Annotated in this window: 16 protein-coding genes; 8 read left to right on the top strand and 8 right to left on the bottom strand. The window is 41.5% G+C overall.

Going from position 1 to position 13,376, the window contains the following annotated elements; all coding sequences use genetic code 11:
- Nucleotide 1 precedes the first annotated feature (1 nt).
- Nucleotides 2-778: a dimethyl sulfoxide reductase anchor subunit family protein gene (locus AABS66_RS01170; RefSeq protein WP_430224448.1), complete on the top strand. Its 777-nt coding sequence runs from the start codon at nt 2-4 to the stop codon at nt 776-778.
- Between the two features lie 54 nt (nt 779-832).
- Here AABS66_RS01170 and cmoB read toward each other — a convergent pair whose 3' ends face one another.
- The 5 genes from cmoB to AABS66_RS01145 form a co-directional block, all read right to left on the bottom strand.
- Nucleotides 833-1,804, bottom strand: a complete 972-nt coding sequence (gene cmoB, locus AABS66_RS01165) for a tRNA 5-methoxyuridine(34)/uridine 5-oxyacetic acid(34) synthase CmoB (protein ID WP_206084161.1) — start codon at nt 1,802-1,804, stop codon at nt 833-835.
- A 2-nt stretch (nt 1,805-1,806) separates the two neighbouring features.
- Complete coding sequence (gene cmoA / locus AABS66_RS01160; protein WP_225818333.1) at nt 1,807-2,556, bottom strand: carboxy-S-adenosyl-L-methionine synthase CmoA; 750 nt, start codon at nt 2,554-2,556, stop codon at nt 1,807-1,809.
- Between the two features lie 124 nt (nt 2,557-2,680).
- On the bottom strand, nt 2,681-3,079 hold the full coding sequence (locus tag AABS66_RS01155) for an MAPEG family protein (RefSeq protein WP_206084163.1): 399 nt from the start codon (nt 3,077-3,079) through the stop codon (nt 2,681-2,683).
- A gap of 149 nt (nt 3,080-3,228) precedes the next feature.
- Nucleotides 3,229-3,633 carry an NUDIX hydrolase gene (locus tag AABS66_RS01150; RefSeq protein ID WP_206084164.1) on the bottom strand — a complete coding sequence of 135 codons (405 nt, stop codon included), beginning with the start codon at nt 3,631-3,633 and terminating at the stop codon, nt 3,229-3,231.
- A gap of 111 nt (nt 3,634-3,744) precedes the next feature.
- Nucleotides 3,745-4,068, bottom strand: a complete 324-nt coding sequence (locus tag AABS66_RS01145; protein ID WP_206084165.1) for a DUF4377 domain-containing protein — start codon at nt 4,066-4,068, stop codon at nt 3,745-3,747.
- 518 nt (nt 4,069-4,586) lie between these two features.
- Here AABS66_RS01145 and aspS point away from each other — a divergent pair.
- The 6 genes from aspS (at nt 4,587) to ruvB (ending at nt 10,116) form a co-directional block, all read left to right on the top strand.
- The gene (gene aspS / locus AABS66_RS01140; RefSeq protein WP_206084166.1) at nt 4,587-6,356 is read left to right on the top strand and encodes an aspartate--tRNA ligase; all 1,770 of its coding nucleotides are present in this window, start codon (nt 4,587-4,589) and stop codon (nt 6,354-6,356) included.
- Nucleotides 6,357-6,364: 8 nt separating this feature from the next.
- Nucleotides 6,365-6,796 (top strand): dihydroneopterin triphosphate diphosphatase, encoded by a 432-nt coding sequence (gene nudB, locus AABS66_RS01135; RefSeq protein ID WP_206084167.1) that lies wholly within the window; start codon nt 6,365-6,367, stop codon nt 6,794-6,796.
- 30 nt (nt 6,797-6,826) lie between these two features.
- The gene (locus AABS66_RS01130) at nt 6,827-7,570 is read left to right on the top strand and encodes a YebC/PmpR family DNA-binding transcriptional regulator (protein WP_206084168.1); all 744 of its coding nucleotides are present in this window, start codon (nt 6,827-6,829) and stop codon (nt 7,568-7,570) included.
- Nucleotides 7,571-7,809: 239 nt separating this feature from the next.
- The gene (ruvC, locus tag AABS66_RS01125) at nt 7,810-8,331 is read left to right on the top strand and encodes a crossover junction endodeoxyribonuclease RuvC (protein ID WP_206084169.1); all 522 of its coding nucleotides are present in this window, start codon (nt 7,810-7,812) and stop codon (nt 8,329-8,331) included.
- A 140-nt stretch (nt 8,332-8,471) separates the two neighbouring features.
- Entirely contained in the window at nt 8,472-9,089 is a 618-nt protein-coding gene (ruvA, locus tag AABS66_RS01120) for a Holliday junction branch migration protein RuvA (RefSeq protein WP_430224447.1), read from the top strand.
- 16 nt (nt 9,090-9,105) lie between these two features.
- Nucleotides 9,106-10,116 carry a Holliday junction branch migration DNA helicase RuvB gene (gene ruvB / locus AABS66_RS01115; protein ID WP_206084171.1) on the top strand — a complete coding sequence of 337 codons (1,011 nt, stop codon included), beginning with the start codon at nt 9,106-9,108 and terminating at the stop codon, nt 10,114-10,116.
- Between the two features lie 61 nt (nt 10,117-10,177).
- On the opposite strand, the gene AABS66_RS01110 is transcribed toward ruvB, so the two are convergent.
- The 3 genes from AABS66_RS01110 to znuC all read right to left on the bottom strand — a co-directional run bounded on the left by AABS66_RS01110 (nt 10,178) and on the right by znuC (nt 12,334).
- Nucleotides 10,178-10,645: a hypothetical protein gene (locus tag AABS66_RS01110; RefSeq protein ID WP_430224446.1), complete on the bottom strand. Its 468-nt coding sequence runs from the start codon at nt 10,643-10,645 to the stop codon at nt 10,178-10,180.
- Between the two features lie 143 nt (nt 10,646-10,788).
- Nucleotides 10,789-11,574: a zinc ABC transporter permease subunit ZnuB gene (gene znuB, locus AABS66_RS01105; RefSeq protein WP_206084173.1), complete on the bottom strand. Its 786-nt coding sequence runs from the start codon at nt 11,572-11,574 to the stop codon at nt 10,789-10,791.
- On the bottom strand, nt 11,567-12,334 hold the full coding sequence (gene znuC / locus AABS66_RS01100; protein ID WP_206084174.1) for a zinc ABC transporter ATP-binding protein ZnuC: 768 nt from the start codon (nt 12,332-12,334) through the stop codon (nt 11,567-11,569). Before znuC ends, znuB begins: the two co-directional genes overlap by 8 nt.
- Before the next feature lie 76 nt (nt 12,335-12,410).
- On the opposite strand from znuC, the gene znuA reads away from it, so the two are divergent.
- Entirely contained in the window at nt 12,411-13,370 is a 960-nt protein-coding gene (gene znuA, locus AABS66_RS01095; protein ID WP_206084175.1) for a zinc ABC transporter substrate-binding protein ZnuA, read from the top strand.
- The last annotated feature ends 6 nt before the right edge of the window (nt 13,371-13,376 follow it).

The raw sequence follows: 13,376 nt of genomic DNA, 5'->3' as shown, positions 1-13,376 counted from the left end.
CATGCACGAACTTCCTCTTGTTTTTTTTACTGTTTTTGGTCAGTCCGCCGCTGGGCTTTATTCGTTTGCTTATCTAAGCAAACGAATCGGTTGGTCGAGTAGCGAACAATTACGCCAATCGAACATCCTGGCTTTTGTATTGATGCTTATCGCTTTAGTTATCGGCAGTTTGCATGTGGGACAACCATTGCGTTTTTTCAATATGTTGTTAGGTGTAGGGCGCTCGCCAATGAGTAATGAAGCCTTACTGAGCGGTATTTTTGTCGCATTTGGTGCAGGGATTGTCTTTTTTACGTTGTTTGTCAAAAATGCCATGTTACGAGAAGTCTGTAATGTGGGCGCGATCATTTTCGGATTGGCATTCGTATGGTCAATACCACAAGTCTATAATATTGAAACTGTTGCCAACTGGTTTACGGTTTTCACAACACTGCAAATGTGGATGACACTGTTTGTTGGCGGTGGGGCACTGGCGATTTTAATGGGGGCGCAACGGCTTGGTTCAATGGCATTTCTGCTTGGTGCGATTATCATTTTTGCCACAAGAGCGGCATATATCTCATTCCTAGGTGAAACAGGGCCTGTAATAAGTGCTGAACAAGCTGGTTTTTGGGCGTTTCAATTAGTGGTGATAGCAATCATGCTGTTTGTTTTTCCTGCGCTGCTCTATCGCGGCAGAAACTCTGCTATTGTGCTCAGTATTTGCGTGTTAGCGGTGATACTCGCCGAGTTATCTGGACGAGTTGCATTTTATAACTTATGGCAAATAGCGATGTAATAATGGGCTGATGAAATGTGCCTATGGGGTTATACCGATAGGCACATTACTCGTTTAAGGCTTTCGTGCAACTAGAATTGCCCGCAGCGGAGCTGGATAGCCCTCAACCGTCTTAGTTTGGTCATTCGGGTCCAAAAATTCTGCGAGAGAATCTGTTTTCATCCACGGTGTGCGGCGCTGTTCCTCTAATGAAGTTACGGCTTGGTCAACAATACGCACATCGACGAAACCGCATTTTTCTAACCACACCTTAAGCATTTTAGCGGAAGGGATAAAATAGACGTTACGCATTTGTGCATAGCGATCACCTGGGATGAGGCATTGAAATTCATCACCTTCAACCACTAAACTTTCGAGCACTAATTCGCCTTCACTAACTAATTGGTTTTTTAATTGCCATAAGTGGTCAAGTGGAGAGCGGCGATGATATAAAACCCCCATGGAGAACACCGTATCAAAGGCTTTTAGCTCAGGAAGTTGCTCAATACCGAGAGGTAATAAATGCACTTGTTGGTTATCACCCAATAATTTTCTTACCGCTTCAAATTGGCATAAGAAAAGTTCTGTGGGGTCAATGCCGACAACAAATTTGGCTTCTTGCCCTAACATCCGCCACATATGATAACCGCTGCCACAACCTACATCTAACACATACCTATTTTTTAATGATGAAATATGCGGTAAAACACGATCCCATTTCCAATCTGAACGCCATTCGGTATCAATATTGACACCATAAAGGGAGAAAGGGCCTTTACGCCATGGCATTAATTGCTCAAGGATATTATTTAAACGGCGTGTTTCCCCAGAGGTCAGCGCTGGATCGCGAGTTGCCGTCACACTGTTAATTAAGTCTAATTGGGTTGGATGCATAACAGGCAAATTATCAAGCATTTTTTCCCATGAGGAAAAACCACCGTGTAAACCTTGTTTTTTCCACTCCGTTAACTGCGCAGGTAATGTTTCTAACCAGTGACTTAATGGGCCAACGGCAATTTGTTGGTAAAAACGACCGAAATCAATCATCTTTAAGCCTCTTTAAGCGCTAACAGTGAGCCAAAATTAAAACATTGGAACCAAACTTCGCAGTGGCTAAACCCAACGTGTTTTAGGCGAGCTTTGTGTGTTTCAACGGAGTCAGTCAACATCACGTTTTCTAACATGCTGCGCTTTTGGCTAATTTCTAATTCGCTATAGCCATTTGCCCGTTTGAAATCATGATGCATATTGAACAGTAACTCACCGATTTCGTTGTCTTCAAAATTAAATTTTTCGGAGAGAACCAAAATACCACCTGGTTGTAACCCGCGATAAATTTTTTCGAGTAATAAAAGTCGGTCATCAGGCTTGAGGAATTGCAAAGTAAAATTGAGTACAACCATTGATGCATTTTCAATATTCACATCACGAATATCACCTTCAATCACCTCAACGGGGGTCTTTGCGCGGTAGGCATCAATATGGCGGCGGCATCGTTCTACCATCGCTGGGGAGTTATCGATAGCAATAATTTTACTGTTCTCAACCGTAATATTGCGTCGAATAGAAAGCGTTGCCGCACCTAATGAGCAGCCTAAATCATATACGCGGCTGTTTGGCTTCACAAAACGGCCCGCAAGCATACCAATCATGGTAATAATATTGGAATAGCCAGGCACAGAGCGCTGGATCATATCGGGGAATACTTCGGCGACTTTTTCATCAAATTGCCAATCACCAAGGTTAGCAATCGGTGCGGAAAAAAGACTGTCTTTGTGGTTTGGATCCTGACTTGACATAAGTTCTGTATTAATAATCAAACAAAAGTAGTGGGGGATTGTATCAGAAAGGTAGCACAGTGAAAATCAATCCATTGAGAATGAAATAATGAGGCGGCACATTAAGTCGTGCCGTAGAAGAGCACTAAAGATTAAATGAAACGATTTGTAGCCATGGCAGATAATAAGTATTGGCGATAACCATTAATGCCATCGAAAGATAAGTTGCAACCATACCTGAGCGGCGATAAGAGTAATCATGGTTTTTTAAGCCATAAGAATGGAGTAACCGACCTGCAATTAAAATTAAACCACAAATGTGGATCATCCAAACTTGAGCACCGTTCATCTCCATTAAAAGTAATAAAATAAGGGAGATAGGTATGTATTCAATGGCATTGCCATGAACACGAATTGCGGTTTGCAGTTCATAAAAACCACCATCCCCATAGGCTATACGGTACTGGTTACGTAGCTTCACAACATTTAAAGATAATCTAAGCAGCAGTAAGGCACCCAGTACAGCGTACAAAGAGCTGACCATTTTTTACTCCACCATAAAACGAATCAAATTATGAAAACACCTAAAAATATAAGTTATAGTAATGGGTATTAACGATATTTTCTAAATTGTAAATCCTAAAATGCCGTTCGACAAATGAATTAACAACTTTTTTGGGTAATCACGTAGCGTTACTTGACTAAGCCATCTTGTTTTAATTGGGATAGAACCGCGGCGGCTGTCGTTGAACATCGAGGTAAATCTTCACTGGTAAACCACGCTAACTCAGCAATTTCAGCGGCAGGTTGCGGTATTCCTTGGTAATCTGCAAAATAGCAGCGAATACGCACTTGTGTGCCACCGTCTTTACCATCAGCAAGTCCTATAAACTCACCATAAAAGCCAATAGAGCCAGGTACTAAGTTTAACGTCAATTCTTCTTCAATTTCACGACATAAAGCTTGCTCATCACTTTCACCTTGCTCGCGCTTTCCGCCTGGGATGTAAAATAAGCTTTTATTGTGTGAGCGTACCATGGCAACTTTATTTTCAGACAAAGCAATTAACCCAAGTTTATCAATAATTTTATCACTCATAATTTTGCTACTCTTGTTATTTCCGATGGTTAGTTTGCTCAATTTGGTTGAGATAAAATAAAGCCATTAAGCAGGAAGTAAGCTCACTTAATGACTATCAAGGATTAAAATTTATTTCTTTTCAACGATTTTTACAAGTTCATAGCGGATGCTTGGTGCATCAGCTGGTGGGTTTGGTACATCAAATTGTTTAACTTGTAAGACGTAAGAGAAGCCTGGTTGATATTCAAAACCTTGAATAGAACTATAGAATAACTGCCAGTCATCATTTGGGTTTTCTTTGACTTTCATACACTTCATTGGAGCAACACCCACGCAGTCAGCGAGTGTGGAATCGATGTAAAATGTTTTATTGTTATCAATATCTGCAGTTTTCACAGTTTGGCATCCAACAAGTAGCATCAGCATAGATGAAGCAATTAACAGTTTTTTCATGTGTGATCCTTAAGCAGCAGATGATTAATTAGGTTGATTACTGAGTTAATTGGATTATAGCAAACTGAAAAAGGTAACAATTCCTAAATCGACCTAATTCCCAGAATGTCTAAGCTATTAAGTTATAAAAAGGGATGAAGGTCTTACTCTGTAAGCTTCGTGTACTTTTTGTGCAGCAATAAGTGATATTAGAAATAAACCTTTGCCATAATATATACATGGCGTCTTTAGTCCCTTAAAATCAACTTAACCATATTCCTCATTTAACCCTGTCTAGCTAAGGGTGGTAATCACAATGAAGTTGATGAACAACCATAAAAATGATGAAAATATGATTAAAAACAAAATGGTTTAGGCGATAAGCGGTATTCGCAACTATTTGTCTAACAGAATTTCCTGTATAATGTCTGCCTTTTTGACATTCTGAATTTTCAGCCCGTGTTTCGCAAATAGGGTTCAGCAAAATGCCAAAATCCCGCAGCAAGCAAAAGCACAACAGCTGAGTAAAAGGATATTGTATGCGTACTAATTATTGTGGGCAGTTAAGCATTGCTCACGAAGGCCAACAGGTCACTCTTTGTGGATGGGTAAACCGCCGTCGCGACTTAGGTGGTTTGATTTTTATCGATATGCGTGACCGTGAAGGCATCGTTCAAGTTTTCTTCGATCCAGATCGTAAAGACATATTTGAAAAAGCGTCAGAGCTGCGTAATGAGTTCTGTATCCAAATCACAGGGACAGTACGCGCGCGTCCAGATAGCCAGAAAAATAAAGATATGGCGACTGGGGAAATTGAAATTTTTGCGCAAGAGCTTTATGTATTCAATAAATCAGAACCGTTGCCACTCGATAGCAACCAAACAAATACAGAAGAGCGTCGCTTAAAATACCGCTACCTAGATTTACGCCGTCCTGAAATGTCTGAGCGCTTACGCACTCGTGCGAAAATTACCAGTTTTGTCCGTAATTTCATGGATACAGAAGGCTTCGTTGATGTTGAAACGCCAATGTTAACTAAAGCAACGCCTGAAGGCGCTCGTGACTATTTAGTTCCAAGCCGTGTTCATAAAGGTAAATTTTACGCGCTGCCACAGTCTCCACAACTGTTTAAACAGTTACTGATGATGTCTGGCTTTGACCGCTATTATCAAATCGTAAAATGCTTTCGTGATGAAGATTTACGAGCAGACCGTCAACCTGAATTTACTCAAATCGATGTTGAAACCTCATTTATGACTGCAGAGCAAGTACGCGAAATCATGGAACGCATGATCCGCAATCTCTGGTTAGACGTGAAAAATGTTGATTTAGGCGATTTCCCAATCATGACGTTTGCAGAAGCAATGCGTCGTTATGGTTCAGATAAACCAGACCTTCGTAACCCAATGGAACTGGTGGATGTTGCTGATATCGTTAAAGATGTTGAGTTTGCCGTATTCTCTGGTCCTGCGAATGATCCGAAAGGCCGTGTCGCGGCATTGAAAGTGCCTGGCGGCGCAGCAATGACCCGTAAACAAATTGACGAATATGGCCAATTCGTGGGTATATATGGTGCGAAAGGGTTGGCTTGGATGAAAGTCAACGAACGTGCTAAAGGAATAGAAGGTATTCAAAGCCCAGTCGCAAAATTCCTCAATGAAGAGGTGATTAACCAACTGTTAGACCGTACTGGTGCAGCGGATGGCGATATCATTCTGTTTGGTGCAGGTGCGAAAAATGTGGTCACAGATTCAATGGGTGCACTGCGTTTGAAAGTGGGGCGTGATTTTGAACTGACAGATCTAAATAGCTGGCAGCCACTGTGGGTCATCGATTTTCCAATGTTTGAAGAAGATGGGGAAGGTGGTTTAACCGCGATGCACCATCCATTCACATCGCCGAAAGATTTCTCACCAGAAGAGCTAGCAAGTAAACCAGAAGATGCTGTTGCCAATGCTTATGATATGGTGATTAACGGTTATGAAGTGGGTGGCGGTTCAGTGCGTATTCACCGTAATGAAATGCAGCAAACCGTGTTTAGCATTTTAGGTATTAATGAAGAAGATCAACGTGAAAAATTTGGTTTCTTATTAGACGCACTGAAATACGGCACACCACCACACGCAGGTTTAGCTTTTGGCCTTGACCGTTTAGTGATGTTATTGACTGGAACGGATAACATCCGTGATGTTATCGCTTTCCCGAAAACAACCGCTGCGGCTTGTTTAATGACGAATGCACCAAGCTATGCAAACCCAGACTCATTGACTGAGTTGGCGATTGCTGTTGTGGCGAAAGACGAAGAGTAAGACGGCGAATGACCGCATTTAAGCGCCCTGAATCGGTATTAGTCATCATCGTGGCTGAAACAAGCGGTCGGGTGCTAATGCTACGGCGTAAAGATGATCCAGACTTCTGGCAGTCCGTGACTGGAAGTCTGGAACCTAACGAAAAACCGTATGAAACTGCGTGTCGTGAAATCAAAGAAGAGACAGGTTTTGACGTTAAACAAAACGGCTTGCAAGACTTGTCCCATAGCATCATCTTTGAAATTTTTCCGCATTTCAGGCATCGTTATGCACCGAATGTAACACATTGCAAAGAGCACTGGTTTAAAATGGTGCTAGATGAAGAACATATGCCATTACTGACTGAACATACAGAGTTTCGTTGGTTAAGCCCAAATGAAGCGGCAAAACTTACTAAATCATGGAGTAACAGTCAGGCTATTTTAGAATTTGCTAATTAATTATTGTATTGACGTTTTTGGAGATATTTCATGGCAGGTCATAGTAAATGGGCCAATACCAAACACCGTAAAGCAGCCCAAGATTCTAAGCGCGGTAAGATTTTCACAAAAATTATTCGTGAACTTGTCACTGCTGCACGTTTAGGTGGTGGTGATACTGGCACTAACCCACGTTTACGTGCCGCAGTAGATAAAGCATTATCAAATAACATGACTCGTGACACCTTAAACCGTGCAATTGCACGCGGTGTGGGTAATGATGAAAGTGATAATATGGAAACCATCATTTATGAAGGTTATGGTCCTGGCGGTACTGCTGTTATGGTTGAGTGCTTAAGTGACAACCGTAACCGTACCGTATCTGAAGTGCGCCACGCGTTTACTAAAACAGGTGGTAACTTGGGAACAGATGGTTCAGTCTCTTATTTATTTACCAAACGTGGTGTTATTACTTATGCACCAGGTGTGGATGAAGATGCATTGATGGAAGCGGCGCTTGAAGCGGGTGCGGATGACGTTGAGACCTATGACGACGGTGCAATCGATGTTTACACTACCTTTGAAACATTTGGTACGGTTAAAGATGCATTAGATGCAGCAGGCTTTACGAGCGAAGCGGCTGAAGTTTCAATGATCCCATCGATCACAGCAGAACTTGATGCTGAAACGGCACCAAAATTGATGCGCCTTATCGACATGTTAGAGGATTCTGACGACGTTCAAGAAGTTTACCATAATGGTGATATTTCTGACGAAGTCGCAGCGACACTGTAATCAGTGACGTACTATTTTACATCTGTAATCTAGTCCCTCCGCGTAGAGAAAGCGGGCTGACCCAGCCTGTTTTCTCTAACGCCTTTGTTCTTCTTTCTTTTTCTTCTACTATACTTTTTATATTCCATGGATAACATTAAGAATCAAATAGCTATTTAATTGAAATAGATAGTATTATGCTACTAAGTAGAATGATGAATAAATAGCATTTAATAATAAGAGGTACAAATCGATTCTTTATGGCAATTATATTAGGAATTGACCCTGGTTCTCGTGTCACTGGCTACGGCGTTATTCGCCAACAAGGTCGGCAATTACTGTATCTAGGCAGTGGTTGTATTCGCACTCAGGTTGATGATTTACCAAGTCGTCTGCAACGTATTTATGCGGGGGTCTCGGAAATTATCACACAATACCAGCCCGACGTTCTTTCAATCGAACAAGTCTTTATGGCAAAAAACCCAGATTCAGCGCTCAAATTAGGCCAAGCACGTGGCGTCGCGATAGTTGCAGCGGCAAATTTGAGTATTCCAGTGTTTGAATATGCGGCTCGCCAAGTTAAACAAACGGTTGTTGGGACAGGGGCCGCTGAAAAAAGCCAAGTACAACATATGGTTAAATCAATACTCAAGCTGTCCGCTAACCCACAATCCGATGCTGCGGATGCGTTGGCGATTGCGATTACACATTGCCATTTTAATCAGAACTTATTAAAAGTGGGTGATCCTCGTTTAGTATTAACGCGTGGGCGGTTAAGGTAGAAGTTTGTCTGAAAGCTGACGGTATGAAAACAAATAGCTTGCAACTGGATATGCATCCAGCTCTTTTTGTGGTATAAACAGCACTATTAATAACTTTGGCTAAACAGATTTCGTCTTAGGCCATAATAGAGGAATTCAATGTGATTGGTCGTTTACGTGGTATCGTATTAGAAAAGCAACCACCAATAGTTTTATTAGAACTTCAAGGGGTAGGTTATGAAGTTCATATGCCAATGACGTGTTTCTATGAATTACCTGATATTGGGCAAGAAGCGATTGTTTTTACACATTTTGTTGTTCGTGAAGACGCCCAATTACTATATGGTTTTAACGATAAGCAAGAAAGAGCACTGTTCAAAGAATTAATCAAAGTTAACGGTGTTGGGCCTAAGCTTGCATTGGCAATTTTGTCTGGTATGTCAGCACAACAATTTGTTTCTGCAATTGAACAAGAAGCGATTGCATCATTGGTTAAGTTACCAGGGATTGGTAAAAAAACAGCCGAACGTTTAGTTGTTGAAATGAAAGACCGTTTCAAAGGGTTGAATGGTGATTTATTCAATCAAACCAGTGATATCAACTTACCTAATGTGAATAGTAAGGTACCAAGTACTGCTGATATCGAAGCAGAAGCAGCGGCGGCATTAATTGCATTGGGCTATAAGCCACAAGAAGCGAGTCGCATGATAAGCAAAGTCGCGAAGCCAGGCAGTGATTCTGAAACATTAATCCGTGATGCCTTACGTGCAGCACTCTGATTAAGAGGCCATTGAGATGATTGAAGCAGATCGCTTAATTACTGCTGAAGTTTTACAGTCGGATGAAGAAGCCATTGATCGTGCGATTAGACCAAAATTACTCAGCGAGTATATTGGTCAGCCACAGGTTAAAGATCAAATGGAGATTTTTATCCAAGCAGCCAAAATGCGGGGTGATGCTCTCGACCATCTGTTGATTTTTGGCCCCCCAGGGCTGGGTAAAACAACCCTCGCAGGGATTGTTGCTAACGAATTAGGCGTAAATTTACGGACAACCTCAGGGCCTGTATTGGAAAAAGCAGGTGATTTAGCTGCGATGCTAACCAACTTAGAGCCACATGATGTGCTCTTTATTGATGAAATTCACCGCCTCTCACCTGTTGTTGAAGAAATTCTTTATCCTGCAATGGAAGACTACCAATTGGATATCATGATTGGTGAAGGGCCTGCGGCGCGTTCCATTAAAATTGACCTACCGCCATTTACGTTAATTGGTGCAACAACGCGGGCTGGGTCACTAACTTCCCCGTTACGTGATCGGTTTGGTATCGTACAACGCCTTGAATTCTATCAGGTTGCGGACTTACAGTATATTGTCAAACGTAGCGCCCAATATATGGGGCTTGATATCACCGAAGAAGGTGCCATGCAAGTTGCCATGCGCTCTCGCGGCACGCCACGTATTACAAATCGCTTGTTACGTCGTGTACGTGATTTCGCACAAGTTAAAGGTGATGGCTCTATTGATGAGCTAATCGCAAACCAAGCTTTGGATATGTTAAATGTCGATGCAGCAGGCTTTGATTACTTAGACCGTAAGCTACTCGTGGCGATTATCGATAAATTTATGGGTGGTCCTGTTGGTGTGGATAACTTAGCAGCAGCAATTGGGGAAGAACGTGAAACAATCGAAGATGTTTTAGAACCTTATTTAATTCAACAAGGTTTTATCCAACGTACTCCTCGAGGACGAATGGCGACAGCGCATGCGTATAACCATTTTGGTTTAACGCCAAAAGAGGTGTAACCAATACCCCACCAGCGAATTAAGGTGGGGGAAACTTTACGTGCTGGGTAGCGTTGAGCATTTATCGGGAATTTGGGTCGGTTGTAAAATCGATATCAATATCACCCGTGTCTTTCGGTAAACCATAATCTAGAATACTGTACAAGTTCAGGTTCGATGATGGTTTACATGCTTTTTTACTGATAATTTTGTCACCTTTGTAGACAACAACACCTTGATAATACCAACCTTTACCCTCCCCATCATAAAGTACATAATTATAATTACCATTCTGAAAACGAATGTAGACTGAGCTTGCACCACCGATAAACATCCCTTCTCCGACAAAAATATTCTCTTTACCTTTTGTATTGGTGGGCAGAGTAATCTCAGTTTTACCTAAGGTTCCATAACGATAGACAGGGGGTTTGCCTTTTTCTATAACAACGCTAACTAATTTGTTATTTTCTAACTGGCATGAGTATTCTATTGCGCTTGCCGATGCTGAAAATAACCCTAGAGCAACCAAAAAGGTGAGGGACTGCTTCATGTTACCATCCTGTGATTTAAATTACTCTTTGTGAGTATGGATAATCGGTAAAGGAAAAGCCATTTATATTAATTAAGTTTATATAAATAAAAACGCCGTTGTTCAAAATAAACAACGGCGTGGATAAACTTTTAAGTTATCAATTAGTTTTTTGCTTTAACTGTTAAGCTGAGCACAAATAAAACGGCAGAAACCAAAACAACCGATGGGCCAGCAGGGGTATCATAAAATGCCGAAAAGGTTAATCCACCCGTGACCGATATCATACCAATTAACACCGCAATAAATGCCATTTGCTCAGGTGTACGTGCAAAACGACGAGCGGTAGCGGCTGGAATAATCAGAAGTGAAGTAATAATTAGTGCACCAACAAACTTCATGGCGATACCGATTGTTAATGCAGTGACTAACATCAATAATAAACGTAAACGTTGAATATTGATGCCATCGACAAAAGCAAGCTCAGGACTAACGGTAATGGATAAAAGCGCTCGCCAGCGATAAAAAAGTAACCCGCAAACGACAATCACACCAATAAAGATCATGATAATATCTTCATAGTTAACAGAGAGAAGATCACCAAATAAGTAAGCCATTAGGTCAACACGTACATTAGCCATTAAACTTACGACCACTAAACCGAGTGATAACGAGCTGTGAGCCATAATTCCGAGTAATGTATCAACGGCAAGTTGTGGACGTTTTTCAAGCCAAACTAAAATTAGTGCAAGTAAAAGGGTAACGGCAACGACAGCATAAAAAGGGTTAATATTTAGTAATAACCCAAAGGCAACACCCAATAAAGAAGCATGTGCTAAAGTGTCACCAAAATAGGACATGCGACGCCAAACAACGAAAGAGCCTAATGGCCCCGCTGCAATCGCAAGTAACATGCCCGCTATCCAGCCAGGTAATAATAACTCAATCATGCTTGCAGTCCTTGCTGTGTTGATGGCTACGAATAATATTACCTTCTAAATCATGTTGGTGATTATGTTGATGGCGATATACCCCTAATTGTTGCGCACCGCGATACCCAAACATAGCAACAAATTCAGGGTGATTGGACACCACATCAGGTGCACCTGAACAACAGATATGGCCATTAATACAGAGTACTTTATCTGTTTTTGCCATCACTAGGTGTAAGTCGTGAGAAACCATGAGTACGGCACAGCCAAGCTCTGTTCTTAATTGATTAATTAAGTCATACAAAGCAACTTGACCTGTAATATCAACACCTTGCGCAGGCTCATCCAGTACGAGCAAGTCAGGTTTGTTGAGCAATGCACGTGCGAGTAAAACGCGTTGAGTTTCACCACCCGATAACTTTTGCATCGGTTGCTCTAGAAGATGAGTCGCATTAACACGCTCAAGAGCAGGTAATAAATGTTCTTGGCGAACACCTAGCTTGAGTAACATAAAACGCTTTACTGTTAGGGGGAGCGTTGTATCTAAATGCAATTTTTGAGGAACATAGCCAATAGCAAGTGATGAGGCACGTTCAATTGAGCCTGAAGTTGGGGGAAGTAACCCAAGAACAACACGTACTATGGTTGATTTTCCTGCACCATTTGGCCCTAAAAGCGTCACAATGTCTCCTTTGTTAAGTTCAAAGGACACATCTTTAAGGACTTGCTTGTCACCAAATGAAACAGAAATTTTATTTAAAGTCAGTAATGGTTGCATATGAAAAACATCTTGCAGAAATCATGTTGTGTTATATTATAACATTTCAAAATTAAAATCACGGAAAAAGACTGCTATGATACATAAATCGAAACACATTGCCCGTAAATTTCTTTTCGGAGCTGTGGCGACCTCCGTATTGAGTGCAACATTGGTGTCTACCTCAAATGCGGATGTGGTAACATCGATTCGTCCATTGGCTTTTATTGCCTCAGGTATTGCTGATGGCGTGACGGAGACACAAGTTCTACTGCCAGACGGTTCATCCCCGCATGATTACGCATTAAAACCTTCTGATTTGAAAAAAATTAAACAAGCAGACTTATTTGTGTGGGTTGGACCTGATCTCGAAATGTTTTTACAGAAGCCTATCAATACGTTACCTCAGAATAAACGTCTGGCACTAGCGGAACAGACAAACATTAAATCACGACTTATGGCCGAGTCTCATGAAGATGAACATGACCATGAACACTCGGATGAAGCTAATCATGACAAGGATCACGAACATCATCACCATGGTGAGTATAATATGCACATCTGGTTATCCCCAGAGATCGCAAATTTCGCTGCACAGGACATTCATGATCGTTTAGTAGAGCTTTATCCTGATCAAAAAGATAAGCTAGACGTAAACCTTCGTAAATTCAGAGAAAATATGGCGCAAAGTGATAAAAAAATTGCTAGTATTTTGCAGCCAGCTCGAAACAAGGGTTATTTTGTTTTTCACGACGCTTATGGCTACTTTGAAAAACACTATCAACTCGCTCCTTTGGGGCATTTTACGATAAACCCAGAAATACAGCCTGGTGCGCAGAAATTACATCAAATACGAACACAATTGGTTGAGCATAAAGCGCAATGCGTTTTTGCTGAGCCACAATTCAGGCCTGCAGTAATTGAAAGTGTAGCGCGTAATACGGGAGTCAAAATGGGAACTCTCGACCCACTCGGAATTGGGCTGGTACTTGGACCAGATAGCTACATGCAGTTTTTGACAAACTTGTCGGAACAATATGCCAGCTGCCTGAATTAAAAATAG

The sequence above is a fragment of the Providencia sp. SP181 genome, assembly GCF_050446505.1.
In the GTDB taxonomy this organism is placed as follows: Bacteria; Pseudomonadota; Gammaproteobacteria; order Enterobacterales; family Enterobacteriaceae; genus Providencia; species Providencia vermicola.
Note: the sequence above shows the minus strand (reverse complement) of the source record. Positions and strands in the feature narration are given on the sequence as shown.

What these genes read in the sequence shown, in the direction of transcription:
- AABS66_RS01170 (WP_430224448.1), top strand. Translation starts at nt 2, where the DNA reads ATGCACGAACTTCCTCTTGTTTTTTTTACTGTTTTTGGTCAGTCCGCC.
- cmoB (WP_206084161.1), bottom strand. Translation starts at nt 1,804, where the DNA reads ATGATTGATTTCGGTCGTTTTTACCAACAAATTGCCGTTGGCCCATTA.
- cmoA (WP_225818333.1), bottom strand. Translation starts at nt 2,556, where the DNA reads ATGTCAAGTCAGGATCCAAACCACAAAGACAGTCTTTTTTCCGCACCG.
- AABS66_RS01155 (WP_206084163.1), bottom strand. Translation starts at nt 3,079, where the DNA reads ATGGTCAGCTCTTTGTACGCTGTACTGGGTGCCTTACTGCTGCTTAGA.
- AABS66_RS01150 (WP_206084164.1), bottom strand. Translation starts at nt 3,633, where the DNA reads ATGAGTGATAAAATTATTGATAAACTTGGGTTAATTGCTTTGTCTGAA.
- AABS66_RS01145 (WP_206084165.1), bottom strand. Translation starts at nt 4,068, where the DNA reads ATGAAAAAACTGTTAATTGCTTCATCTATGCTGATGCTACTTGTTGGA.
- aspS (WP_206084166.1), top strand. Translation starts at nt 4,587, where the DNA reads ATGCGTACTAATTATTGTGGGCAGTTAAGCATTGCTCACGAAGGCCAA.
- nudB (WP_206084167.1), top strand. Translation starts at nt 6,365, where the DNA reads ATGACCGCATTTAAGCGCCCTGAATCGGTATTAGTCATCATCGTGGCT.
- AABS66_RS01130 (WP_206084168.1), top strand. Translation starts at nt 6,827, where the DNA reads ATGGCAGGTCATAGTAAATGGGCCAATACCAAACACCGTAAAGCAGCC.
- ruvC (WP_206084169.1), top strand. Translation starts at nt 7,810, where the DNA reads ATGGCAATTATATTAGGAATTGACCCTGGTTCTCGTGTCACTGGCTAC.
- ruvB (WP_206084171.1), top strand. Translation starts at nt 9,106, where the DNA reads ATGATTGAAGCAGATCGCTTAATTACTGCTGAAGTTTTACAGTCGGAT.
- AABS66_RS01110 (WP_430224446.1), bottom strand. Translation starts at nt 10,645, where the DNA reads ATGAAGCAGTCCCTCACCTTTTTGGTTGCTCTAGGGTTATTTTCAGCA.
- znuB (WP_206084173.1), bottom strand. Translation starts at nt 11,574, where the DNA reads ATGATTGAGTTATTATTACCTGGCTGGATAGCGGGCATGTTACTTGCG.
- znuC (WP_206084174.1), bottom strand. Translation starts at nt 12,334, where the DNA reads ATGCAACCATTACTGACTTTAAATAAAATTTCTGTTTCATTTGGTGAC.
- znuA (WP_206084175.1), top strand. Translation starts at nt 12,411, where the DNA reads ATGATACATAAATCGAAACACATTGCCCGTAAATTTCTTTTCGGAGCT.